The organism is Pseudomonas sp. UFMG81 (assembly GCF_015354575.1).
Taxonomy (GTDB): Bacteria; Pseudomonadota; Gammaproteobacteria; order Pseudomonadales; family Pseudomonadaceae; genus Aquipseudomonas.
On sequence record NZ_JACAFQ010000027.1, the window covers coordinates 40,438 to 63,288 of the forward strand.

21 protein-coding genes are annotated in these 22,851 nt (G+C 63.7%); 15 read left to right on the forward strand and 6 right to left on the reverse strand.

The features are described 5' to 3' along the window. Positions 1 to 23 precede the first annotated feature (23 nt). The 7 genes from IX761_RS19095 to IX761_RS19125 all read left to right on the forward strand — a co-directional run bounded on the left by IX761_RS19095 (position 24) and on the right by IX761_RS19125 (position 9,112). Entirely contained in the window at positions 24 to 323 is a 300-nt protein-coding gene (locus IX761_RS19095) for a DUF6388 family protein (RefSeq protein ID WP_194791118.1), read from the forward strand. Positions 324 to 656: 333 nt separating this feature from the next. Beyond that, entirely contained in the window at positions 657 to 1,970 is a 1,314-nt protein-coding gene (gene tig, locus IX761_RS19100) for a trigger factor (protein ID WP_194791119.1), read from the forward strand. 91 nt (positions 1,971 to 2,061) lie between these two features. Further along, the gene (clpP, locus tag IX761_RS19105; protein WP_023629742.1) at positions 2,062 to 2,703 is read left to right on the forward strand and encodes an ATP-dependent Clp endopeptidase proteolytic subunit ClpP; all 642 of its coding nucleotides are present in this window, start codon (positions 2,062 to 2,064) and stop codon (positions 2,701 to 2,703) included. Between the two features lie 108 nt (positions 2,704 to 2,811). Beyond that, positions 2,812 to 4,095, forward strand: a complete 1,284-nt coding sequence (gene clpX / locus IX761_RS19110; RefSeq protein WP_044487893.1) for an ATP-dependent Clp protease ATP-binding subunit ClpX — start codon at positions 2,812 to 2,814, stop codon at positions 4,093 to 4,095. Positions 4,096 to 4,248: 153 nt separating this feature from the next. Next, on the forward strand, positions 4,249 to 6,645 hold the full coding sequence (lon, locus tag IX761_RS19115) for an endopeptidase La (protein ID WP_194791120.1): 2,397 nt from the start codon (positions 4,249 to 4,251) through the stop codon (positions 6,643 to 6,645). A gap of 153 nt (positions 6,646 to 6,798) precedes the next feature. Beyond that, positions 6,799 to 7,071: a nucleoid-associated protein HU-beta gene (gene hupB / locus IX761_RS19120; protein WP_054892387.1), complete on the forward strand. Its 273-nt coding sequence runs from the start codon at positions 6,799 to 6,801 to the stop codon at positions 7,069 to 7,071. Positions 7,072 to 7,252: 181 nt separating this feature from the next. Next, on the forward strand, positions 7,253 to 9,112 hold the full coding sequence (locus IX761_RS19125; RefSeq protein WP_194791121.1) for a SurA N-terminal domain-containing protein: 1,860 nt from the start codon (positions 7,253 to 7,255) through the stop codon (positions 9,110 to 9,112). A 267-nt stretch (positions 9,113 to 9,379) separates the two neighbouring features. Here IX761_RS19125 and IX761_RS19130 read toward each other — a convergent pair whose 3' ends face one another. Further along, positions 9,380 to 10,420 carry a patatin-like phospholipase family protein gene (locus tag IX761_RS19130; protein ID WP_194791122.1) on the reverse strand — a complete coding sequence of 347 codons (1,041 nt, stop codon included), beginning with the start codon at positions 10,418 to 10,420 and terminating at the stop codon, positions 9,380 to 9,382. A 155-nt stretch (positions 10,421 to 10,575) separates the two neighbouring features. Here IX761_RS19130 and IX761_RS19135 point away from each other — a divergent pair, with 155 nt between their 5' ends. The 3 genes from IX761_RS19135 to IX761_RS19145 all read left to right on the forward strand — a co-directional run bounded on the left by IX761_RS19135 (position 10,576) and on the right by IX761_RS19145 (position 12,517). Continuing rightward, positions 10,576 to 10,854, forward strand: a complete 279-nt coding sequence (locus tag IX761_RS19135) for a hypothetical protein (RefSeq protein WP_028692631.1) — start codon at positions 10,576 to 10,578, stop codon at positions 10,852 to 10,854. A 14-nt stretch (positions 10,855 to 10,868) separates the two neighbouring features. After that, complete coding sequence (locus tag IX761_RS19140) at positions 10,869 to 11,636, forward strand: CHAD domain-containing protein (protein ID WP_194791123.1); 768 nt, start codon at positions 10,869 to 10,871, stop codon at positions 11,634 to 11,636. Positions 11,637 to 11,719: 83 nt separating this feature from the next. Then, positions 11,720 to 12,517: an acyl-CoA thioesterase gene (locus tag IX761_RS19145; protein ID WP_194791124.1), complete on the forward strand. Its 798-nt coding sequence runs from the start codon at positions 11,720 to 11,722 to the stop codon at positions 12,515 to 12,517. Positions 12,518 to 12,776: 259 nt separating this feature from the next. On the opposite strand, the gene IX761_RS19150 is transcribed toward IX761_RS19145, so the two are convergent. From IX761_RS19150 to IX761_RS19160, 3 genes are all read right to left on the reverse strand, one after another. Continuing rightward, positions 12,777 to 13,145 (reverse strand): Mpo1-like protein, encoded by a 369-nt coding sequence (locus IX761_RS19150; RefSeq protein ID WP_194791125.1) that lies wholly within the window; start codon positions 13,143 to 13,145, stop codon positions 12,777 to 12,779. Positions 13,146 to 13,236: 91 nt separating this feature from the next. Then, entirely contained in the window at positions 13,237 to 14,715 is a 1,479-nt protein-coding gene (locus tag IX761_RS19155) for a methyl-accepting chemotaxis protein (protein WP_194791126.1), read from the reverse strand. A gap of 87 nt (positions 14,716 to 14,802) precedes the next feature. Beyond that, positions 14,803 to 15,609, reverse strand: a complete 807-nt coding sequence (locus IX761_RS19160; protein ID WP_194791127.1) for a TatD family hydrolase — start codon at positions 15,607 to 15,609, stop codon at positions 14,803 to 14,805. Positions 15,610 to 15,766: 157 nt separating this feature from the next. Between IX761_RS19160 and IX761_RS19165 the strand changes: the two genes are divergently transcribed. From IX761_RS19165 to greB, 4 genes are all read left to right on the forward strand, one after another. After that, on the forward strand, positions 15,767 to 17,173 hold the full coding sequence (locus IX761_RS19165) for a transglycosylase SLT domain-containing protein (RefSeq protein ID WP_194791128.1): 1,407 nt from the start codon (positions 15,767 to 15,769) through the stop codon (positions 17,171 to 17,173). A 111-nt stretch (positions 17,174 to 17,284) separates the two neighbouring features. Then, the gene (locus IX761_RS19170) at positions 17,285 to 17,722 is read left to right on the forward strand and encodes a DoxX family protein (protein WP_194791129.1); all 438 of its coding nucleotides are present in this window, start codon (positions 17,285 to 17,287) and stop codon (positions 17,720 to 17,722) included. A gap of 302 nt (positions 17,723 to 18,024) precedes the next feature. Next, on the forward strand, positions 18,025 to 18,333 hold the full coding sequence (locus IX761_RS19175; protein ID WP_194791130.1) for a hypothetical protein: 309 nt from the start codon (positions 18,025 to 18,027) through the stop codon (positions 18,331 to 18,333). 88 nt (positions 18,334 to 18,421) lie between these two features. Beyond that, positions 18,422 to 18,895 (forward strand): transcription elongation factor GreB, encoded by a 474-nt coding sequence (greB, locus tag IX761_RS19180; RefSeq protein WP_194791131.1) that lies wholly within the window; start codon positions 18,422 to 18,424, stop codon positions 18,893 to 18,895. A gap of 85 nt (positions 18,896 to 18,980) precedes the next feature. Here greB and IX761_RS19185 read toward each other — a convergent pair whose 3' ends face one another. Next, complete coding sequence (locus tag IX761_RS19185) at positions 18,981 to 21,488, reverse strand: ABC transporter permease (protein WP_194791132.1); 2,508 nt, start codon at positions 21,486 to 21,488, stop codon at positions 18,981 to 18,983. Beyond that, a complete protein-coding gene (locus IX761_RS19190) occupies positions 21,488 to 22,171 on the reverse strand; it encodes an ABC transporter ATP-binding protein (RefSeq protein WP_194791133.1) in 684 nt (227 codons plus the stop codon). The genes IX761_RS19185 and IX761_RS19190 overlap by 1 nt, the downstream gene beginning before the upstream one ends. 10 nt (positions 22,172 to 22,181) lie before the next feature. On the opposite strand from IX761_RS19190, the gene IX761_RS19195 reads away from it, so the two are divergent. Next, the gene (locus IX761_RS19195; RefSeq protein WP_194791134.1) at positions 22,182 to 22,787 is read left to right on the forward strand and encodes an arylesterase; all 606 of its coding nucleotides are present in this window, start codon (positions 22,182 to 22,184) and stop codon (positions 22,785 to 22,787) included. Positions 22,788 to 22,851: the final 64 nt, after the last annotated feature.

A 22,851-nucleotide genomic window follows, 5' to 3' on the forward strand; every position in this document is an offset into this window, starting at 1 on the left:
GAGCTGGCAGAGGAATGCCGTAAATGATCGCTAAAGAAGCGCGCCAGGCCTTGGCGCTGCAACGTTTCGCCGAAGCCAATCCCCAGTTGCTCGAGGAAATCCGCGAGCTGGATCCGCGCGAGCAGGCGCAGCAGATCGAGTGGGCATTCGAAGATGCTGCCGATGAGCAGGGTATCCAGCCCTGGGAGTTGGCCTTGCAGTTGATCGCAGAGTCGCCTGAGCAGTTGCAAACCATGCGCCTGGAGACTCACCGTGAGGTGGCCGAGGCGCTGGGGATGGAGTGGGAAGAGTATTGCCAGTTCAATGAGATTGAGCCGGAGTAGGGGGTTCGGGTTTTTTGGCGGGTTGTCGAGTGAGACCTGGCACCTGCAAGCCTTCACTCGATCCCCCTTGAAATCCCACACAAAAATCCCATATCGCAACTATCAGCTGTTTGTTTGACAAGGTTTTACAATCGCGCGGCTCAAGAAGGCCTGCGCGGTCACCGTTTAAACAGGCTCGACGCCACGGCGGGCGGGTCTTACAAGGAAATCGACCGGCGTGTGACGCCGACCTCCAGGGTGGGGTGACTTCTGCTGCATGAGTCACTAGAATGCTTGCCCTTGATTCTGGAGTCGGGTTACCGCCGGCTAACGTCTGTGCAACGAGGAATATCCATGCAAGTTTCTGTTGAAAACACTTCCGCTCTCGAGCGCCGCATGACCATCGCCGTTCCGGCCGAGCGCGTCGAGAACGAAGTCAACAAGCGTCTGCAGCAGACTGCCAAGCGCGCCAAGGTTGCCGGCTTCCGCCCAGGCAAGGTGCCAATGAGCGTGATCCGCCAGCGTTTTGAAGCCGATGCCCGTCAGGAAGCCTTCGGTGACCTGGTTCAGGCTTCCTTCTACGAAGCCATCGTCGAGCAGAAGCTGAACCCGGCTGGCGCCCCTGCCGTCGAGCCGAAATCGTTCGAAAAAGGCAAGGACCTCGAGTTCGTCGCCATCTTCGAAGTCTTCCCCGAGTTCACCGTTTCCGGCCTCGAGTCGATCAGCGTCGAGCGCCTGAGCGCCGAAGTGGCTGACGCCGACCTGGACAACATGCTGGAAGTGCTGCGCAAGCAGAACACCCGCTTCGAGGCCGTCGAGCGCGCCGCGCAGAACGACGACCAGGTCAACATCGATTTCGTCGGCAAGGTCGACGGTGAAGTGTTCGCCGGTGGTTCGGCCAAGGGCACCCAGCTGGTACTGGGTTCCGGCCGCATGATCCCAGGCTTCGAAGACGGTCTGGTTGGCGCCAAGGCCGGTGAAGAGCGCGTTGTCAGCGTGACCTTCCCCGAGGACTACCAGAACCTGGACCTGGCTGGCAAAGCCGCCGAGTTCACCATCACCGTCAACAGCGTGTCGGCCCCTGTGCTGCCTGAGCTGAACGAAGCCTTCTTCGCTCAGTTCGGCATCAAGGAATCCACGCTTGAAGGTTTCCGCGCCGAAGTTCGCAAGAACATGGAGCGTGAGCTGCGCCAGGCCATCAAGGCCAAGGTCAAGAACCAGGTCATGGACGGTCTGCTGGACGCCAACCCGATCGAAGTGCCAAAGGCCCTGCTGGAGAACGAAGTCAACCGTCTGCGCGTGCAGGCCGTTCAGCAGTTCGGTGGCAACATCATGCCTGAGCAACTGCCGGCCGAGCTGTTCGAAGAGCAAGCCAAGCGCCGTGTGGTGCTGGGCCTGATCGTCGCCGAAGTGGTCAAGCAGTTCGACCTGAAGCCAGACGACGCCAAGGTTCGCGAAGTGATCGAGGAAATGGCTTCGGCTTACCAAGAGCCAGAGCAGGTCATCGCCTGGTACTACAAGAACGACCAGCAACTGAACGAAGTGCGTTCGGTTGTACTGGAAGAGCAAGTTGTAGATACTGTCCTGCAGAAAGCGACTGTGACCGACAAATCGGTCTCGTACGAAGAAGCCGTCAAACCAGCCCAGGCTCCTGCCGCCGCTGAGTAACAGGCTACTCTCGTAGGAAACCCCCACAAGCCAGCCTTCGCGCTGGCTTGTGTGTATTCAAGCCATGACTATTTGGGAGTGAGTGCAGGACATGTCCCGCAATTCTTATATTCAGCAGAGCTCTGACATCCAGGCCGCAGGCGGCCTGGTCCCGATGGTTATCGAGCAGTCCGCCCGTGGCGAACGTGCCTACGACATCTACTCGCGCCTCTTGAAGGAGCGGGTGATCTTCCTGGTCGGCCCTGTAGAGGACTACATGGCCAACCTGGTGGTGGCGCAACTGCTGTTCCTTGAGGCGGAAAACCCGGACAAGGATATCCATCTGTACATCAACTCGCCGGGTGGTTCGGTAACTGCCGGCATGTCGATCTACGACACCATGCAGTTCATCAAACCGGACGTCTCGACCATCTGCATCGGCCAGGCCTGCAGCATGGGCGCCTTCCTGCTGGCGGCCGGTGCCGCTGGCAAGCGCCACTGCCTGCCGAACTCGCGGGTGATGATTCACCAGCCGCTCGGCGGCTTCCAGGGCCAGGCGACCGACATCGAGATCCACGCCCAGGAAATCCTCAACATCAAGGCGCGCCTGAACGAGCTGCTGGCCCATCACACCGGCCAGCCGCTGGAAACCATCAAGCGCGACACCGAGCGTGACAACTTCATGAGCGCTGCGCGCGCGGCCGAGTACGGCCTGATCGACTCGGTCTACGACAAGCGGCAACTGGCATCCTGAAGCAATGCGCCAGAGCGGGTGGGCGTACAGTGCGCCCGCCCGCGGACTTGAAAAAGCCTGCGATTGCCTTCATCTTGTGTTTCAAGCCTACCGGATTGGATCGATCGAATGACTGACACCCGTAACGGCGAGGACAACGGCAAATTGCTCTATTGCTCCTTCTGCGGCAAAAGCCAGCACGAAGTGCGCAAGTTGATTGCCGGCCCCTCGGTATTTATCTGCGACGAGTGCGTCGACCTGTGCAATGACATCATCCGTGAGGAGGTGCAGGAAGCCCAGGCCGAGAGCAACGCGCACAAGCTACCCTCGCCGAAAGAAATCAGCGGTATCCTGGACCAGTACGTCATTGGTCAGGAGCGCGCCAAGAAGGTGCTTGCCGTAGCGGTGTACAACCACTACAAGCGCCTGAACCAGCGTGACAAGAAGGGCGACGAAGTCGAACTCGGCAAAAGCAACATCCTGCTGATCGGGCCAACCGGCTCGGGCAAGACGCTGCTCGCCGAAACCCTCGCACGCCTGCTGAACGTACCATTCACCATCGCCGACGCCACCACCCTGACCGAAGCTGGTTATGTGGGTGAGGACGTCGAGAACATCATTCAGAAGCTGCTGCAGAAGTGCGACTACGACGTGGAAAAGGCCCAGATGGGCATTGTCTACATTGACGAGATCGACAAGATCTCGCGCAAGTCGGACAACCCATCCATCACCCGTGACGTTTCGGGCGAGGGCGTGCAGCAGGCATTGCTGAAGCTGATCGAAGGCACCGTGGCCTCCGTGCCGCCGCAAGGCGGTCGCAAGCACCCGCAACAGGAATTCCTGCAGGTTGACACCCGCAACATCCTGTTCATCTGCGGTGGCGCCTTCTCGGGCCTGGAAAAAGTCATCCAGAACCGCTCCACCAAGGGTGGCATCGGTTTCAGTGCCGAAGTGCGCAGCAAGGAAGAAGGCAAGAAGGTCGGTGAGTCGCTGCGTGAAGTCGAGCCAGACGATCTGGTCAAGTTCGGCCTCATTCCGGAATTCGTCGGCCGCCTGCCTGTGCTGGCCACGCTCGACGAGTTGGACGAAGCTGCACTTATGCAGATTCTGACCGAACCGAAGAACGCGCTGACCAAGCAATACGCCAAGCTGTTCGAAATGGAGAGCGTCGACCTGGAGTTCCGCAGCGATGCGCTCAAGGCCGTTGCTCGCAAGGCTCTGGAGCGCAAGACCGGCGCCCGCGGCCTGCGTTCCATTCTCGAGGGCGTGCTGCTCGACACCATGTACGAGATTCCTTCGCAGAAGGAAGTCAGCAAGGTGGTGATCGATGAAAGTGTCATCGAGGGTACTTCGCAGCCGCTGCTGATCTACGAGAACAGCGAGCCGCAAGCCAAGGCCGCCCCCGACGCCTGATCGGGCAAGGGGCAGTATGTGAAAAGGGGCCTTCTGGCCCCTTTTTGCATTTCACGGTTTCCGCGCTTGTAATTTCAAAGGGCTGCCCCCACATTAGCCCCAAGCACCATTTCCACCGGTTTCCGGCCACAAGGCCGCTGTAGAGGCGAAATCATGAAGACCACCCTCGACTTGCCTCTTTTGCCATTGCGCGACGTTGTCGTCTATCCGCACATGGTCATCCCACTGTTCGTGGGGCGTGAGAAGTCCATCGAAGCCCTAGAAGCCGCGATGACGGGCGAAAAGCAGATCCTTCTGCTGGCCCAGAAGAACCCAGCCGACGATGATCCGGGCGAAGACGCCCTGTACCGCGTCGGCACCGTCGCGACCGTCCTGCAACTGCTCAAGCTGCCCGATGGCACCGTCAAGGTGTTGGTCGAGGGTGAGCAGCGCGGCGCGGTCGAGCGTTTCACCGAGGTCGATGGGCATGTTCGCGCCCAGGTCGAGCTGATCGACGAAGTCGAAGCCGCCGAGCGCGAATCCGAAGTGTTCGTGCGCACCCTGCTGTCGCAGTTCGAGCAGTACGTACAGTTGGGCAAGAAGGTCCCGGCCGAAGTGCTGTCGTCGCTCAACAGCATCGAAGAACCAGGGCGCCTGGTCGATACCATGGCCGCGCACATGGCCCTGAAGATCGAGCAGAAGCAGGAAATTCTTGAAATTGTCGACCTGCAGACGCGGGTCGAGCACGTGCTGGCGCTGCTGGATGCCGAAATCGACCTGCTGCAGGTCGAGAAGCGCATTCGTGGTCGGGTCAAGAAGCAGATGGAGCGCAGCCAGCGCGAGTACTACCTGAATGAGCAGATGAAGGCCATTCAGAAAGAGCTTGGCGATGGCGATGAAGGTCATAACGAAATCGAAGAGCTGAAAAAGCGCATCGATGCCGCCGGCCTGCCGAAAGATGCGTTGGCCAAGGCCCAGGCCGAGCTGAACAAGCTCAAGCAGATGTCGCCGATGTCTGCCGAAGCCACCGTGGTGCGTTCGTACCTCGACTGGCTGGTGCAGGTACCGTGGAAAGCCCAGAGCAAGGTGCGCCTGGACCTGACCAAGGCCGAGGAAATCCTCGACGCCGATCACTACGGGCTGGAAGAGGTCAAGGAACGCATCCTTGAGTACCTCGCCGTGCAGAAACGCGTGAAGAAGATCCGCGGCCCGGTGCTGTGCCTGGTCGGCCCGCCTGGCGTGGGCAAGACCTCGCTGGCCGAGTCGATCGCCGCGGCCACCAACCGCAAGTTCGTGCGCATGGCCCTGGGTGGCGTGCGTGACGAGGCCGAAATTCGCGGCCATCGCCGTACCTACATCGGTTCGATGCCGGGTCGTCTGATCCAGAAGATGACCAAGGTGGGCGTACGCAACCCGCTGTTCCTGCTCGACGAGATCGACAAGATGGGCAGCGACATGCGTGGCGACCCAGCGTCGGCGTTGCTGGAAGTGCTCGACCCGGAGCAGAACCACAACTTCAACGATCACTACCTCGAGGTCGACTACGACCTGTCGGACGTGATGTTCCTGTGCACCTCGAACTCGATGAACATCCCGCCGGCGCTGCTCGACCGTATGGAAGTCATCCGCCTGCCGGGTTACACCGAGGACGAGAAGATCAACATCGCGGTCAAGTACCTGGTACCCAAACAGGTCAAGGCCAACGGGTTGAAGAAGGATGAGCTGGAAGTCGACGTGTCGGCGATCCGTGACATCATCCGCTACTACACCCGCGAAGCCGGCGTGCGTGGCCTGGAGCGGCAGATCGCCAAGGTGTGCCGCAAGGTGGTCAAGGATCACACCGGGCAGAAGCAGGTCAAGGTCAAGGTCACGGGTGAACAGCTCGAGCAACTGCTGGGCGTGCGCAAGTTCCGCTACGGCCTGGCCGAGCAGCAGGATCAGATCGGCCAGGTTACCGGCCTGGCCTGGACCCAGGTGGGCGGCGAACTGCTGACCATCGAGGCCGTGGTCATCCCCGGCAAGGGCCAGTTGATCAAGACCGGCTCGCTGGGCGATGTCATGGTCGAGTCGATTACTGCCGCGCAAACCGTGGTGCGTAGCCGCGCCGCGAGCCTGGGGATCGCTGCAGACTTCCACGAGAAGCGCGACGTTCACATCCATATGCCCGAAGGTGCCACCCCCAAGGATGGCCCGAGCGCCGGTATTGGCATGTGCACCGCGCTGGTCTCTGCGCTGACGCAGATCCCGGTGCGCGCCGACGTGGCGATGACTGGCGAGATCACCCTGCGTGGCCAGGTCCTGGCCATCGGCGGCCTCAAGGAAAAACTCCTGGCGGCGCACCGCGGTGGGATCAAGACCGTGATCATCCCCGAGGAGAATGTTCGCGACCTCAAGGAAATTCCGGAAAATATCAAACAGGATCTTCAGATCAAACCGGTCAAATGGATTGACGAAGTCCTCCAAATTGCGCTGCAATACGCCCCGGAGCCCTTGCCAGATGTGGCTCCGGAGATTGTCGCGAAAGATGAAAAGCGCGACGGCGATGCTAAGGAAAGAATCAGCACGCACTAGTACGTATTTCGCTGGGGGGCTTTGGTTGACAGCGTTTTCGGGCCCTTGCTATAAAGCGGCACGCCATTGTCAACAGGCCAACCAGCGCTCGTTTCATAAGCTTTTCATTACATACTTAGAAACAAACTCAATAGAGATATAAGGGGACTTAGAGTGAACAAGTCGGAACTGATTGACGCTATCGCCGCATCTGCTGACATCCCGAAAGCTGTAGCCGGCCGTGCGCTGGACGCAGTCATTGACTCCGTGACCGGTGCCCTGAAAGCAGGCGACGACGTCGTTCTGGTTGGCTTCGGTACCTTCTCGGTCAAGGAGCGCGCCGAGCGCACCGGCCGTAACCCGCAAACCGGCAAGGCTATCAAGATCGCTGCCGCCAAGGTTCCAGGCTTCAAGGCTGGTAAAGGCCTGAAAGACGCCGTCAACTAAGTCGTCTCTTTCAGCCGGCCAGGGCATGTTCTGGCCGACCGCGTGACGGCGGGTCGCAAACGTTCCCGCTGGCACGCTCGCTTCGAAAAGGCGCATCCACTGGATGCGCCTTTTTTCTATCAGGACTCTACCCACGCTCCGCGGTTGTCGACGCAGTGGTACAACCGTTTCTGGGGGACGCATGCTGCAGAATATCAGGGACAATTCACAAGGTTGGATTGCCAAGACCATCATTGGCCTTATCGTCGTGCTGATGGCACTGACCGGTTTCGAAGCCATCTTCCAGGCCGCGAGCCACAGCCAGGACGCCGCCAAGGTCAACGGCCAGACCATCAGCCAAAACGAGCTGAGCCAGGCTGTCGACATGCAGCGCCGCCAGCTGATGCAACAGCTGGGCAAGGATTTCGACCCCGCGCTGTTGAACGAGAAGATGCTGCGTGAAGCCGCGCTCAAGGGGCTGATCGACCGCAAACTGCTGTTGCAGGGTGCCGAAGACGCCAAGTTCGCTTTCTCCGAAGCTGCGCTGGACCAACTGATCCTGCAGACGCCTGAATTCCAGGTGGATGGCAAGTTCAGCGCCGAGCGCTTCGATGCCGTCATCCGCCAGATGGGCTACGGCCGTATGCAGTTCCGCGAGATGCTCGCCCAGGAAATGCTCATCGGCCAGCTGCGCACTGGCCTTGCCGGCAGCAGCTTCGTCACCGACAAGCAGGTCGACGCCTTCGCCCGCCTGGAGAAGCAGACCCGTGATTTCGCCGCACTGACCTTCAAGGCCGACCCGGCCGCAGTCAAGGTGAGTGACGATGAAGTCAAGGCGCACTACGACCAGCACGCCAAGGAGTTCATGACCCCCGACCAGGTGGTCATCGACTACATCGAGCTGAAGAAGTCGGCCTTCTTCGACCAGGTCAAGGTCAATGACGACGAGCTCAAGGCTTTGTACGAGAAGGAGATCGCCAACCTTGGCGAGCAGCGCCACGCCGCGCACATCCTGATCGAGGTCAACGACAAGACCAGCGATGCCCAGGCCAGGGCCCGCATCGAGGAAGTCCAGCAGCGGCTGGGCAAGGGTGAGGACTTCGCCAAACTGGCCAAGGAATTCTCCCAGGACCCAGGTTCCGCCAGCACCGGTGGTGACCTCGGCTTCGCCGGCCCAGGCGTGTACGACCCGGCCTTCGAGGACGCACTGTACAAGCTGGCCAAGGACCAGGTGTCCGCGCCGGTACGCACCGAGTACGGTTACCACCTGATCAAGCTGCTGGGTGTCGAGGCACCGGACGTACCGAGCTTCGCCAGCCTGAAGGACAAGCTGACCCGCGAGCTGAAGACCCAGCAGGTGGAGCAGCGCTTCGTCGAAGCCACCAAGCAGCTGGAGGATGCCGCGTTCGAGGCTTCCGACCTGGCCCAGCCAGCCCAGGACCTCAATCTGAAAGTACACACCTCCGCGCCGTTCGGCCGCGAAGGCGGCGAGGGCATCACCGCCAACCGTTCGGTGATCCAGGCCGCCTTCAGCGAGGAAGTGCTGGAAGAGAGCGCCAACAGCAACGGTATCGAGCTCGACCCGGAGACCGTTGTGGTGCTGCGCGTCAAGGAGCACCGCAAGCCTGAGCAGATGCCGCTGGAGGCCGTGGCCAAGAACATCAGCGCGCAACTGGCCAAGGAAAAAGCCACTGCCGAACTGAAGTCCAAGGCTGACAAGCTGATCGCCGGCCTGCGCGATGGCTCGATCAAGGCCGCCAGCCAGAGCTGGAAGGTCCAGGAAGCTGCTACCCGCGGTCAGGACGGTATCGACCCGGCCGAGCTGCAGGCGGTGTTCCGCCTGGGCAAGCCTGAGTCCAAGGACAAACCGGTGTACGGCAGCGTGGTACTGGCCGATGGCAGCCTGGTGGTCCTGCAGCTCAAGGGTGTCAACGAAGGTGCCGCCGCCACCGACGAGGAGAAGGCGCAGATTCGCCGCTACCTCGCTTCGCGTGCGGGTTCCCAGGACTTCGCCGCCTACCGCAAACTGCTCGAAGGCAGCGCCGACATCACGCGCTACTGAGTGCAGCAGCAATGACCAAACAGGCCGCGTAAGCGGCCTGTTTGGTTTCTGGCTGAAGATGAAATCAGGCCGTCTTGCACAGATCTTCTGTAGGAGCGGCCTTGTGTCGCGAAAGGGGTGCGCAGCGCCCCCAGGTTCTCGAGTACGGCCAAGATCGCAGGGGCCGCTCTGCGGCCCTATCGCGGCACGAGGCCGCTCCTACAGAGACCGCGCAAGATGTGGGAGCCGGCTTGCCGGCAATGAGGCCGGAACAGGCACGACGCTCTGCTAGCGCCGCACCCCCTCATGACTGTCCAGCGTATCCCGGGCAATCTCCCGCCCCAGCGCGATCAGCTCCGGCGCCTTGTAGAACTCGAAGAAGCGGCACACCCGCTTGGGCACGTTGATCAGCACGTCCGGTGGATAGCCGGCGATCTTGTATTGTGCCAGCGACGTTTGCATCACCTCGAAACTCTGGTTGATCAGGTCGAGCAGTGACGCAGGCCCGACGTTGTCGATGATGAACGAGCCGGTGGCGGACTTGGGCGCACCTTCGGTTTCCGGTGCCGCGGCCGGTTGCTGCCCCTCCGGATTGGCGCTCTCGCCAAGCCAGGGGTTGGGTGGTGCCAGCCCGTCGGCGGTGATTTCCTGCTCGATGCGCATCAATTCCTCGGCCGGTTTGCGCCGAAACGGCAGCCGCGAACCAAGCGAGCTGATCAGCGAGTCGAAGCGCATCTTGAACGCCGCCGGGCGCTCGATCACAGGCAGCTGGTATTGCTTCTGGTTGGTGGCGTTGAGGTTGACCGCGATGATCAGGTCGCAGTGGCTTGACACCACCGGCACGATCGGTAGCGGGTTGAGGATGCCGCCATCGACCAGCATGCGATTACCTTGCACCACTGGCGTGAACAGGCTGGGGATCGCCGCCGAGGCGCGCATCGCCTGGTGCAGGCAGCCTTCCTGGAACCAGATCTCCTGCTGGTTGGTAAGGTCAGTGGCCACCGCCGTGTAGGGGATGCGCAACTGCTCGATATTGATCTCGCCGACGATCTTGCGAATCTGCCCGAACACCTTGTCGCCGCGGATCGCTCCCAGGCGGAAGCTGACATCCACCAGGCGCAATACGTCGAGGTAGTCCAGGCTCTCGATCCAGCTGCGGTACTCGCCGAGCTTGCCGGCGGCATAGATGCCACCGATCACCGCGCCCATGGAGCACCCGGCGATACAGCTGATTTCGTAGCCGCGCCGTTCGATCTCCTCGATCACACCGATGTGCGCATAACCCCGGGCGCCCCCCGAGCCGAGCACCAATGCCACACGTTTACCCATGATCTTCCCCCACGACTTTTGCCACCATGGTCCAACAATGCACCCAATGCCACCTGTGCTTCAATGTAGCCCGCGCTGGGCTACGCTGAGCAGGGCACTTTTTGCTAGCCTCGCCGTCGAACAGCCACCTTTGTTCCCTACCTTGAGGTATTACCATGAAAGCCTGGATCACCCTTCCTCTGATTGCCCTGGCCTTGGTCGGCTGCGCGGGCAAGACGGCCTATCGCGACAGCTGCGCGACTCAGCTCGATGCCGCCTGGAAGGAACTGGACCTGGCCAAGGCCGAAGGGTTCGCCGGTACCGTGAGCTACTCCAAGGCATTGTCGCTGCTGACCGGGGCCAAAACCCAGCAGCAGTTCGAAGGGTTCGAGGGCTGTACCCACAAAGCCGAAAAAGCCCGTTTCTACATTCGTGAGTCCCGCGCCGGTCGTTGATCAAGGAGCGCACCATGGCTGCCATGCTCGATCATGTGGTTGTCCAGGTACTGGCCCTGCACGTGCGCCTGCTGGCGTGCCGCGAACGCCTGGCCGCCGACACCGACAGTGAAGCGCTGCATGACCTGCGCACGACACTGCGTCGCCTGCGCAGCCTGTTGCGGCCGCTGTGCGGCCTGCCAGGCGTGGAGCAACTGGAAGAAGCGGCGCAGGCATTGGGCACCTTGACCACGCCGCTGCGTGATCGTGAGGTGCTGGCGGCGCAACTGATCGGGCGTGGCCATCTGCAGGCGGGGCAGTGGCGTCTGGAGGGCCGGGCGCGCACTTTCGCCAATGTGGCGCAAAGCCCGCAGCTCAAGCGAGTGCTGGCGATCCTCGATGCATTCCCGATGTTCCTGCGCGCAGCCGATCGCGAAGGGCTTGCCCAGCGCCTGGCCCGTCGCGTCGACAAGCGCCTGCAGAAGCAATGGCGCAAGCTGGGCGAGGCGCTGGCAGACCCGGCCCATGACCGGCACCGCCTGCGCCTGCTGATCAAGCGTGTACGTTATGGCGACGAGGCCTACCCGCAGCTCGACCACGCGGGCAGCAAGCTGCGGCGTCTGCTGAAGCGGGCCCAGGGCGATCTGGGCGACTGGCACGATCGCGTGCAGTGGTTGCTTCAAGTGCGCGAACACCCTGACTTGGCAGGCTGCAAAGTGGCCTGGGAGCACGAGTTGCACGCCGCCGAGCGCAAGTCCGATGTCACCCTCGAGGCCCTGGGCAAGGCCCTGGCGCGCCGATAACCCCTGCAAATGACCGATATGCGGGCTGCCGCGCCGTCGGGCGCTGGTTAAGATCGAGACTTTTGCGCAGGAGCCAATGGCAGATGAACTTCAATGAGTTGCTGGAGGCCGCGCGGGCGAATCCACAGGCGGTCAGTGTTCCGCCGGGCTGGGCGCAGGGGCGGGCGGTGTTTGGCGGCCTGATGGCAGCCATGGTGCACGAGGTGATGCGTGCCAAGCTGGGTGATGATCGCCCGGTGCGCTCGCTGGCCATCACCTTTGTCGGCCCGGCGGCGCCGGATGTGCCGATCAGCCTTGAGGTCGAGGTGCTGCGCGAAGGCAAGGCGGTCAGCACGCTGCTGGGGCGTGCCGTGCAGGACGGCCAGGTGGTGACCCTGGTGCAAGGCAGCTTCGGGGCAGGGCGGCCCAGCGTGGTGGCGGTCGATGCGCCACCGGCCATGCCGATGAAACCGTTGCTGGAGGCCGCGCCGGAGCTGCCCTACATCAAGGGCGTCACCCCTGAGTTCATGCAGCATGTGGCGTTTCGCTGGGCGGTGGGCGGGCTGCCGTTCAGCGGTAATGACTCACGCCATATGGGTGGCTGGGTGCGTTTGCGCGATGTGCCCGAAGCACCGGTCGAGGTGGCGCACTTGCTGGCGTTGGTCGACGCCTGGCCGCCGAGCCTACTGCCGTACCTGAAGCGGCCAGCCGCTGGCAGCACCCTCACCTGGACCATCGAGTTCGTCCAGCCGACACCGCGCTTGTCGACGCTGGACTGGTGCCGGTATGTGGTCGAGACCGAGCATGCGCGCGATGGCTATGGCCACGCCGCTGCCAAGTTGTGGACGGCGGAAGGTGAGCTTCTGGCGTTGAGTCGGCAGACGGTAACCGTGTTCGCCTGACGTTCGGTTGGGGATGCTTCGCCTCCCATCGCCGGCAGGTAGCACGACCCCTGTAGGAGCGGCCTCGTGCCGCGAAAGGGCTGCATCGCAGCCCCAGCCATTTAAGTAACAACATCGATCGCCGGGGCCGCTTTGCAGCCCTTTCCGGCCGGTCCGGCGCCCCGGCAAGGCCGCTCCTACAGAAAAGCCGTGCAAGACAGTCGCTCCCACCGGGTCAGGTATTGAGGCCCTTGTGGGCGCTGGCTTGCCAGCGATGAGGTCAACGCCGATGCTTGTGCCGTTCCCGCCAGGCACGCCACCAGGCTCCGCTGAGCACGAACCTGGGGAAGGTGATGAACTGCTCGGTCAGCAGGCGCTGCACGGCGTCCTTGCGGTTGGCGAAGGGTTCAGGCTGCTCGGCCTCCAGGCGATGCCCTTGGCGTTGCAGGCCCAGCCCGGCGGCCAGGGCGATGATGCCCACGGCGATTTGTGACAGATCCAGCCCGAACAGCCCCGACAACACCAGCAGCGCACCAATGATGAACAGCGGTACGGCAATCAGGTGCAGGACCAGGTTGGTGGGGTGGCGGTGGTTGTGGTGATAGCCACGCCATTGCCAGGCGGGCAGGTTGGGCAGTCGTTTGCTCATGGGCAGTTCCTCGCAGACATGCCCACAGCTTAGTGCGGCCCCTTTGCAGGGGCCAATCGAGGCTGGCTATGGTGACCATAGCCCGAAAAACCTAGAGCTTGAGTTGGCCGATAGCCTTGTTCAACTCACCGGCCAGGGTCGCCAGTTCGTTGCTGGTGGTGGCCGAGCCTACGGTCTGCTGCACCGTCTGTTCGGTGACGTCGCGGATGCTCACCACCGCACGGTTCATTTCCTCGGCCACCTGGCTCTGCTGCTCGGCGGCCACGGCGATCTGGGTGTTGCTTTCGCGCATCTGAGCCACGGCGCTGGTGATCTCGGCCAGGGCCTCGCCGGCCTCGCGCGCCTGCTTGACGCAGTCGTCGGCCTTGTACGAGCTCTCCTGCATGAAGTCCACCGCGTCACGAGTGCCGGCTTGCAGGTCGCCAACCATGGTGGTGATCTCGTCGGTGGAGTTCTGCACACGCTTGGCCAGGTTGCGTACTTCGTCGGCGACCACGGCAAAACCGCGGCCAAGGTCGCCGGCCCGGGCGGCCTCGATGGCAGCGTTGAGCGCCAGCAAGTTGGTCTGTTCGGCGATGCTGTGGATCACCCCGACCACGCCGTTGATCTTCTGGCTGTCCTCGGCCAGTTGGCGGATCATCTCGGCGGTTTGCTGCACGCCGCTGGACAACCCGGCGATCGAATCCTGCACCCGGCTGACCACGGCCTGGCCGCTACCGGCCAGGGTGTCCGCAGTCTGCGACAGGTCGCGGGTGGCGCCGGCGTGCTGGGCGATGTGGTGCACGGTGGCGGTCATTTCGTTGATCGCAGTGGCGGCCTGGTCGGTCTCGCTCTGCTGGCCGATCATGCCGTGGCGCACCTCGTCCATGCTCCCGGCCAGGCGCGCGGCGCCCGAATCGAGCTGGGCGGCGGTGCGCGCCACGGTGCTGACCACCCGGTGGTAGGTGGTTTGCATGGCGTTGAAGGCGCCGGCCATCTGCCCGACTTCGTCGCCACAGGCCAGCGGCACGCGCGCGGCGAGGTCGCCGGTCTTCTCCACGTGCAGCATCACGTCCTTGAGGGTGTTGAGCTGGCTGAGCAGGAAGCGGATCAACAGTTGCGAGGCACCGAGCATGGCCAGCATGAGCACCAGCACGCACACCGCGTAGTTGCTGAAACGGTCGAAATACACCTGGCTGAGGCTGGGTGAGTGAGCGAGCACTGCGAACTGCTGCTCGCCCCGACGGATCACCTGGGCGCCACGCAGCGGGTTGTCGCCTGCGATCCAGGCGCCGGGGAGCTCGACCCAGCCCTGGGCATCGCGCAGCGCTTCAAGCGGCTCACCGTTGACTTGCGGTGTCTGCCCGTTGCGCCAGCTGATCACGCCCGGCAATGGCGGCAAGGGTTGCCCGGCGGGCCAGGCGGCCAGCAACTGGGCCTGGCTCTGCGCCTGCGCCTGGGCGCCGCTGGCGCGGGCCTGCTGCTCGAGGTGCACCGCATACAGCACCAGCATAAGGGTGGTGACGAAGGCCACAGCGTTGACGGCCCAGAACTTGTATTTGAGGGAAATATTGCTAAGCCAGGCACCCATGGTAGGTCTTCTCTGAATTGGCGAAAAACATTGTTGGCAAGGTGCCATCATTGTGCCCGCCAAGGCCAGGACCCTTGTTGATATGCGTCAACAAACCTCAGGCAGGTTGAAGAACGCCCGGGCACAGGCGGTGGTGTGTGCGGCGGTCTGCTCGATGGTCTCACCGCGATGCAGCGCCACCTCGCGCAGCACCTCGGGCAGGAAGGCAGGCTCGTTGCGGCCGTTCTTCGGTTTTGGCCGCAGGCTGCGGGGCAGCAGGTAGGGCGCGTCGCTCTCCAGCATCAGGCGACCGGTGGGGATGCTGCCAACCAACGGATGCAGGTGGGTGCCACGGCGCTCATCGCAGATCCAGCCGGTGATACCGATGTGCAGGTCCAGGTCGAGGTAGGCGAACAACGCCTGACGCTCGCCGGTAAAGCAGTGCACCACCGCAGCGGGCAGGTGGTCGCGGTAGCCCTTGAGGATTGCCAGCAGGCGTTCGCTGGCATCGCGCTCATGGAGGAATACTGGCAAGCGCAGCTCGGCGGCCAGCGCCAGTTGGGCTTCCAGGGCCTGTTCCTGTTGCGGGCGAGGGGAGAAGTCGCGGTTGAAATCCAGCCCGCATTCACCCACGGCCTTTACCCGGGGGTGACCCAGCAGTTGGCGCAGTTCGCGTTCGCTGTCGCCGCTCCAGCTTTTGGCGTCGTGGGGGTGCACGCCGGCGGTGCAGAACAGCCGCTGGCCCCGTTCATCCAGACGCTTGCACAGCGCCAGCGCCTCATGGCTGACAGCCAGGCTGGTGCCGGTCAATACCAGCTGGGCTACGCCAGCCTCGACGGCGCGCTCGACCACAGCCGCCTGCTGGTCATGGAAACTGCTGTTGGTCAGGTTGACGCCGATATCGATCAGTTGCATGGTGCTACCTCGTGCCGCGGGGCGGCCAGCATAGCAAAAACCGGGAAATCGCGAAAAAGCCAAGAACTTCAAACGTTTGCTGTGGTCTTTTGACGTCATTTATCACGGATGACCCTTGCACAGGGTGCCCGCCAACCGCCCTGGGACCTTCTTATTGATGCTGCGAACCCTGCTGACGACCGTCTTGACCCTCGGGCTGTTGGCCGCCTGGCCGGTCACTGCCAGCGAGCCCGGGCCACAACAGCACCTGCCCGCCAGCCAGGCCCGCGACCTGGCGCAGATCCGCTCGAGCAAGGTGTTGCGGGTGCTGGTCAACCAGAGCCGCAACAGCTCCGGTGAGGTCAAGGGTGAGCCGGTAGGTGTCGAGTACTACCGCTTGCGCGGGCTGGAACACGCCCTCAACGCCCGGGTCGCCGACGACCAGGAAATCACCCTCAAGATCATCCCCCGGGCCAAGGAACAATTGCTCGGGGCGTTGCAGCGTGGCGAGGGCGACCTTGCCGCGCCCGGCGAGCTGCTCGACCCGGCGCTGGTCAAGGGTGTCGAGGCCAGTGCGCCGGTGCTGGACCAGGTGCCGCTGGTGCTGGTGGGGCGCAAGGGCGAGCGCAGCTACAGCCGCGCCGAGCAACTGTCCGGGCGCACCATCGCCCTGACCAGCGCCAGTGCCGCCGGTGCGGCGATCCAGGCGATCAACCAGCAGCTGGCGCTGCGCAAGCGTGCGCCGATCAAGGTGGAGTGGGTCGACCCAACACTGGCGGTGGAGGATGTGCTGGAGATGGTGCAGGCCGGCATTTACCCGCTGACCGTGGTGGAGCGGCCCATCGCCCAGCGCTGGGCGCGGGTGATGCCGCGCCTGCGCCTGGACAGCAAGGTGCAGTTGGCCCAGCCTGCGGCCATGCGCTGGTATGTGCGCCGCGATGCGCCAATGTTCCGGGCAGCGGTGGACCGCTTCCTCGCCACCTATCGCGCCCCGGACAACCAGGATGCTGCCTTCGAGCGTATCTACCGGCGCCAGTACCGGGTGCACAACCCCTTGGCAAGCAAGGACCGCCAGCGCCTGGCGTCGTTGCGCCCGGTGTTGCAGAAGCATGGCGCAGACCAGCAGTTCGACTGGCTGAACCTGGCGGCGCTGGCCTTCAAGGAGTCCACCCTCAACCCCCAGGCGCGCGGTACGGGTGGCGCCCATGGGTTGATGCAGATCACCCCGTCGGCTGCGCAGCGGGTGGGGGTGAGCAACACCGCCACGGTCGACGGCAATGTCCAGGCCAGCGCCCGCTACCTGGCGCTGATTCGCCGCAAGTTCTTCGCCAGCCCCACACTCAACGACCGCGAACGCATGGCCTTCATCCTGGCGGCCTACAACCTTGGGCCGGAGCGAGTCCAGGCCATGCGCGCCGAAGCCCGCCGCCGTGGCCTCAACGGCAACCAGTGGTTCTTCCAGACCGAGCGCATCGCCATGGAGCAGGTGGGCATGGGGCCGGTGAATTTCGTCAACAGCGTCAACAAATACTACCTTGCGTTCAACCGCGAGCGAGCTTCCCTGGAGCGGGTGGCGAAACGCTGAAAAATCGAATTTATCGATTATAAGTACGCGATTATTGCGATTTTCTTATTCGATGTATTGATTATGATGGTGCTCATCCCACACACACCTGCTCAAACAAGGAAGCAAGACATGAACAACTCCTCCCTCAACGCCCTGTTCGCCACCCGCGCCGGTTACGGCTTGAGCGTCGTGCGCATCCTCGTCGGCGTGATCTTCATGGCTCACGGTGCGCAGAAGCTGTTCGGCCTGTTCGGCGGCTATGGCCTGGAAGGCACCGGCCAGTGGATGGAAAGCATCGGCCTGGCGCCGGGCTACCTGATGGCGCTGCTGTCCGGCAGTGCCGAGTTCTTCGGTGGCCTGGCACTGGTGGTCGGCCTGCTGGCCCGCCCGGCGGCCCTGGCATTGAGCGTGACCCTGGTGGTGGCGATCTTCTCGGTGCACATCGGCAACGGCCTGTTCATGTCCAACAACGGTTACGAGTTCGCCCTGGCGCTGCTGGCCGGTAGCGTGGCGGTACTCATCGAAGGTGCGGGCCGCCTGTCGCTGGATCGCCTGATCGCACGCTGATTTCACTGTCGCCCCCTGTAGGAGCGGCCTTGTGTCGCGAAAGGGCTGCGCAGCAGCCCCAGCAAGCCTCGCGACACCGCACAAGGTTGGGGCTGCTCTGCAGCCCTTTCGCGACACAAGGTGCGCTCCTACCGCTTGTAACTTATTGCGTGACGCTCTAGCATACCGACTGCGCCGATTTAAACAGCTACTTGCGGGGCGCAGGAGAAGCCCCAAGGGTCATCCGAAATACCGCTAAAGCGCTGGTTCGGTGACGCCTCCCACCGCTGCCCAGCGAGATTGGCGAGGCGGAGAAAAACTCCATGAGTTGCCCACGTACCAGTGTCTGCTTGAACCCCCTGCCGGCCAACCAGGCCGCCCGTACCCCGCGCATCCTGCTCGGCGGCCAGCATCAGCCCACGCTTTTGCGCAACCTTGACGGCTTCTCCCGCCGCAAGGGCCAGGCCCGCGCATTCCTCATCCAGTTCTTTGAAAGCTGCGCACAGCTCGGCCAGTACGGTAATGACCGTTTCGACCTGGCTGTGATCCAGGCACCTGCGGCCGAAGAGGCCGCCGAGGTCATCGGCCAACTGACCCGTATTGCCCGCCAGGGCCTGATCACTCGCCGCTGAGCCGCGTGTCACCCTTAGTTTTTTTGGTTAAGCTCGGTCATTCGGCGGGTGCCATGCGCCTGCCGCGGTTGCACTGAGGAGACAACGGTTGAGCACCAACATCATCACGACGGAAGGTCATGAGGCCCTGAAAAAGGAGCTCGACCATTTGTGGCGGGTCTATCGCCCCGAAATCACCCAGAAGGTCACCTGGGCGGCATCGCTGGGTGATCGCAGCGAAAATGCCGACTACCAGTACAACAAGAAGCTGCTGCGCGAGATCGACCGTCGCGTGCGCTACCTGCGCAAGCGCCTGGAAGATATCAAGGTGGTCAGCTACTCGCCGCAGCAGGAGGGGCGGGTGTTCTTCGGTGCCTGGGTGGAGATCGAGAACGACGAGGGCGAACAACTGAAGTTTCGCATCGTCGGCTATGACGAGATCCACGGGCGTAACGACTACATCTCCATTGATTCGCCCATGGCCCGTGCCCTGCTCAAGAAAGAGGAAGGCGACGAGGTGCTGGTGCATACCCCTACGGGCGAAGCGACCTGGTACGTCAGCAGCATCCATTACAACCTGTAGCCCTTCACCGGCAAACCGGCTCCCACGGTTTGTGTGCAATGCCCTGTGGGAGCCGGCTTGCCGGCGATGGGGCTGATGCCGCTATTCAGGTCTCGCGCAACACCGTCAACGGGCTGGCATTGAGCGCCCTGCGCGTGCCCAGCACTCCCGCACCGCCCACCAGCACGGCCCCTGCCAGTGGCAGCACCAGCAGCCAGGCATGCGGCGCCCATTCAAGGTCGAAGGCATAGCGATAGAGCGCCCAGCTGATCAGCTCGCAGCCCAGCGCGGCGAGCAACCCACTGACGGCACCCAGCAAGCCGAATTCTATACGCCGTGCCTTGACCAGCAATGGCCGCGCCGCGCCCAGCGCACGCAACAGCGCACCCTGGCGTATGCGCTCATCGAGGGTTGCCTGCAACCCGGCGAACAGCACCGCCAGGCCAGCGGCGAGCACGAACAGCAGCACATACTCCACTGCCAGGGTGACCTGGGCGAGGATGCTGCGCAGTTGGGCGAGCAGGGCGTCGACCTGCAAGATAGTCACCGCCGGGAACGCCCGTGACAGTGCGACCACTTCCTGGTCATGCCCAGGCGCCAGGTAGAAGCTGGTCAGGTAGGTGGTTGGCAACCCTTGCAGGGTGCCGGGTTGGAAGATCATGTAGAAGTTGGGCTGGAAACTGTCCCAGTGCACCGTGCGCAAGCTGCTGACCCGCGCCTGGCGTTGTTCACCGCCGATATCGAAGGTCAACAGGTCGCCCAGTTTCAGGTGCAGGCTCTGCGCCAGTTGCGCCTCCACCGAGACGTCGGGGAGGGTGTCGGCGGGGGACGTTTGTCGCCACCACTGGCCTTCGCTCAGGGCATTGCCCTGGGGCAGCTCGGCGGCCCAGGTCAGGCTCAGGTCGCGTTGCACGGCGCGCTCGCCCGTAGACTCCTTGCTTACAAGCTGGAGCACCGGTTGGTCGTTGATGTGGGTAAGCCGGCCGGGCGTCACCGGGTAGAGCGGTGCTGCCGTCGCGTTGATCTGCGCCAGGCGCTCGGCGAACGGTTGACGGTCATCGGCGAGGATGTTCAGGGCGAAATGGTTGGGCGCATCCTTGGGCAGTTGCGCCTGCCAGGTGTCGAGCAGCTCGGCGCGCAGCAGCGCTACCAGGCCCATCGCCAGCAGGATCAGGCCGAAGGCCAGGGCCTGGCCAGCGGCGGCCAGGGGGTGGCGCAGTAGCTGGCCCAACCCCAGGCGCCAAGCCAGTGGCGCGCCGGCCAGTAACTGGCGCAGGCTGCGTAGCCCCAGCAGAAGCAAGCCGCCGAGCAGCAGCGCGGCCAGTAGGCCGCCACCGAGAAGAGCGAAGGTCAGCAGCAGGTCCAGGCTCAGGCGCCACATGATCAAGCCCAGGGCGAGCAGGGCGGCGCCGTACACCAGCCAGCTGCTGGGTGGTATCGGTAGCAGGTCGCGGCGCAGTACCCGCAGTGGCGGCACGCGGCCGAGGGCGGCCAGCGGCGGCAGGGCGAAGCCGGCCAGTGCTACCAGCCCGGTGCCGATCCCGGCCAGTGCCGGTGTGAGGCCGCCGGCCGGTACCTGGTTGGGCAGCAGGCCCGCGAGCAGGCGGAACAGGCCCAGTTGCGCCAGCCAGCCGAGCAGGGCGCCGGCCAGCGCCGCGACCACGCCGAGCATGGCCAGTTGCAGGCAGTACAACCCTAGTGCTTGGTGGCGCGACAACCCCAGGCAGCGCAACAATGCGCTGGCATCCAGGCGGCGTGCGGCGTAGCGGCTGGCTGACAGCGCCACGGCCACCCCGGCCAGCAGCACCGCCACCAGGCTGGCCATGTTCAGGTAGCGCTCGGCCTTGCCCAGTGCGCCGCCGATCTGGCGGTTGCCGTCGCGGGTGTCGAGCAGGCGTTGGCTGGCTGCCAAGCTCGTTTGTGTGGCGTGCCGATACCGTCCAAGGGCATCGGCCTCGCCGCGCCACAGGTCGCGGTAGCTGACCCGGCTACCGGGCTGGATCACCCCGGTGGCGTCAAGGTCGGCGAGGTTCATCAGCAGCCGTGGTGTGAGGCTGTAGAAGTTGTTGGCGCGATCCGGTTCATAGGTGAGCACACGGGTCATGCGCAGGCTTTTCATGCCTACGTCGACACTGTCGCCGATCGATAGACCGAGGGCGACCAGCAGCCGTGCTTCCACCCAGGCCTCGCCGGGCGCGGGGCCGCCGCCGGGCGTTTCCGTGGCATAAGGGGCGGCGGCGCTGCGCAGCTGGCCGCGCAACGGGTAGGCCGGGTCCACAGCCTTGATGCTCGATAACTGGATGCCGTTGTCGGCGCCTACCACGCTGGTGAACTCAACCGCCCGGGCATGGCGCAGGCCCAGTGCGTTGCCGCTGGCAATCTGTTGTTCGCTTGCTGGGGCGCTGCCTTGCAATACCAGGTCGGCGCCGAGGAATTCGCTGGCGCGCAACTGCATGGCGCCGTTCAGGCGGGCGCCGAAGTAGCCGATGGCAGTGCTCGCTGCCACCGCCACCAGCAGGGCGAAGAACAGCACGCGGACTTCGCTGGCGCGGGTGTCACGCAGCAGTTGGCGCAGTGACAGGGCGACCAGGTGCGGGAAGGGTAGGCGGGTCATCAGGGCTCCAGAGGCGCCACCAGGCGTCCGGCATCCAGGCGGATCTGGCGGCGGCAGCGCTGGGCCAGGCGTTCGTCGTGGGTGACCAGCACCAGCGTGGTGCCGCGTTCCTGGTTCAACTCGAACAACAGGTCGCTGATGCGCTCGCCCGTGTGGCTGTCTAGGTTGCCGGTAGGTTCGTCGGCGAACAGCACTGCCGGTTGCGCGGCGAAGGCCCGGGCGATCGCCACCCGCTGCTGTTCGCCCCCGGACAACTGGCGCGGGGTGTGGCTCAGGCGTTTGCCCAAGCCCACCCGCTCGAGCAGGTTGCGGGCATGCTCGCGGGCGTCGCGCCGGCCATCGAGTTCCAACGGCAGCATGACGTTCTCCAGGGCGTTGAGGCTGTCGAGCAGCTGGAACGACTGGAATACGAAGCCGACATGCTCGGCGCGTACACGGGCGCGCTGGTCCTCGTCGAGTGGGCCGAGGTCGTGGCCCGCCAGGACGACCTTGCCCGCGCTGGGGCGGTCGAGGCCGGCGAGCAGGCCGAGCAGTGTCGACTTGCCGGAGCCGGAAGCGCCGACGATGGCCAGGCTGTCGCCCTGGGCGAGGTCGAGGGAGAGTGCGTGCAGAATGGTCAGGTCGCCTTCCGCGCTGGGGACCACTTTGCTAAGGTTCTGCGCAACGAGAATGCTGGGGCCCATGGAGAATCCGATGCGAAGGTGGTGGTTGAGTGCCGGCTTGGCCCTGTGTTGTCTGGCCCAGGGCGCGGTGGCGGGCACGTTGCTGGTCGTCGGCGATAGTATCAGCGCAGGTTTTGGCCTGGATACCCGCCAGGGTTGGGTCAGCTTGTTGCAGCAGCGGCTGAAGGACGAGGGTTTCGACGACCAGGTGGTCAACGCTTCGATCAGCGGCGACACCAGCGCCGGTGGCCAGGCGCGGCTGCCGGCGCTGCTTGCGGCGCACAAGCCGGAGCTGGTGGTGTTGGAGTTGGGAGGTAATGATGGCCTGCGCGGGCAGCCGCCGGGGCAATTGCAACAAAATCTTGCCTCGATGATCGACCGCGCCCGCGAGGCCGGTGCCAAGGTGGTTCTGCTGGGCATGCGCCTGCCGCCCAATTACGGTGTGCGCTATACCACCGCATTCGCCGAGGTCTATGCGCAGTTGGCGACGGAAAAAAAGGTGCCCCTGGTACCGTTCTTTCTCGAAGGCGTGGGTGGGGTGCCGGAGCTGATGCAGGCCGATGGCATCCACCCCGCGCAGGGGGCCCAGCAGCGCTTGCTGGAAAATGCCTGGCCGGCGATAAAACCCTTGCTGTGACGCTTTTATCGGGGGCCGCTTTCGGCTAATGTTGCGCCCCCCGTTTCGAGTGCCCCCGATGCCC

Excerpts from the sequence above, each read along its gene's own strand:
- IX761_RS19095 (WP_194791118.1), top strand. The coding sequence starts at position 24 with ATGATCGCTAAAGAAGCGCGCCAGGCCTTGGCGCTGCAACGTTTCGCC.
- tig (WP_194791119.1), top strand. The coding sequence starts at position 657 with ATGCAAGTTTCTGTTGAAAACACTTCCGCTCTCGAGCGCCGCATGACC.
- clpP (WP_023629742.1), top strand. The coding sequence starts at position 2,062 with ATGTCCCGCAATTCTTATATTCAGCAGAGCTCTGACATCCAGGCCGCA.
- clpX (WP_044487893.1), top strand. The coding sequence starts at position 2,812 with ATGACTGACACCCGTAACGGCGAGGACAACGGCAAATTGCTCTATTGC.
- lon (WP_194791120.1), top strand. The coding sequence starts at position 4,249 with ATGAAGACCACCCTCGACTTGCCTCTTTTGCCATTGCGCGACGTTGTC.
- IX761_RS19125 (WP_194791121.1), top strand. The coding sequence starts at position 7,253 with ATGCTGCAGAATATCAGGGACAATTCACAAGGTTGGATTGCCAAGACC.
- IX761_RS19130 (WP_194791122.1), bottom strand. The coding sequence starts at position 10,420 with ATGGGTAAACGTGTGGCATTGGTGCTCGGCTCGGGGGGCGCCCGGGGT.
- IX761_RS19135 (WP_028692631.1), top strand. The coding sequence starts at position 10,576 with ATGAAAGCCTGGATCACCCTTCCTCTGATTGCCCTGGCCTTGGTCGGC.
- IX761_RS19140 (WP_194791123.1), top strand. The coding sequence starts at position 10,869 with ATGGCTGCCATGCTCGATCATGTGGTTGTCCAGGTACTGGCCCTGCAC.
- IX761_RS19145 (WP_194791124.1), top strand. The coding sequence starts at position 11,720 with ATGAACTTCAATGAGTTGCTGGAGGCCGCGCGGGCGAATCCACAGGCG.
- IX761_RS19150 (WP_194791125.1), bottom strand. The coding sequence starts at position 13,145 with ATGAGCAAACGACTGCCCAACCTGCCCGCCTGGCAATGGCGTGGCTAT.
- IX761_RS19155 (WP_194791126.1), bottom strand. The coding sequence starts at position 14,715 with ATGGGTGCCTGGCTTAGCAATATTTCCCTCAAATACAAGTTCTGGGCC.
- IX761_RS19160 (WP_194791127.1), bottom strand. The coding sequence starts at position 15,609 with ATGCAACTGATCGATATCGGCGTCAACCTGACCAACAGCAGTTTCCAT.
- IX761_RS19165 (WP_194791128.1), top strand. The coding sequence starts at position 15,767 with ATGCTGCGAACCCTGCTGACGACCGTCTTGACCCTCGGGCTGTTGGCC.
- IX761_RS19170 (WP_194791129.1), top strand. The coding sequence starts at position 17,285 with ATGAACAACTCCTCCCTCAACGCCCTGTTCGCCACCCGCGCCGGTTAC.
- IX761_RS19175 (WP_194791130.1), top strand. The coding sequence starts at position 18,025 with ATGAGTTGCCCACGTACCAGTGTCTGCTTGAACCCCCTGCCGGCCAAC.
- IX761_RS19185 (WP_194791132.1), bottom strand. The coding sequence starts at position 21,488 with ATGACCCGCCTACCCTTCCCGCACCTGGTCGCCCTGTCACTGCGCCAA.
- IX761_RS19190 (WP_194791133.1), bottom strand. The coding sequence starts at position 22,171 with ATGGGCCCCAGCATTCTCGTTGCGCAGAACCTTAGCAAAGTGGTCCCC.
- IX761_RS19195 (WP_194791134.1), top strand. The coding sequence starts at position 22,182 with ATGCGAAGGTGGTGGTTGAGTGCCGGCTTGGCCCTGTGTTGTCTGGCC.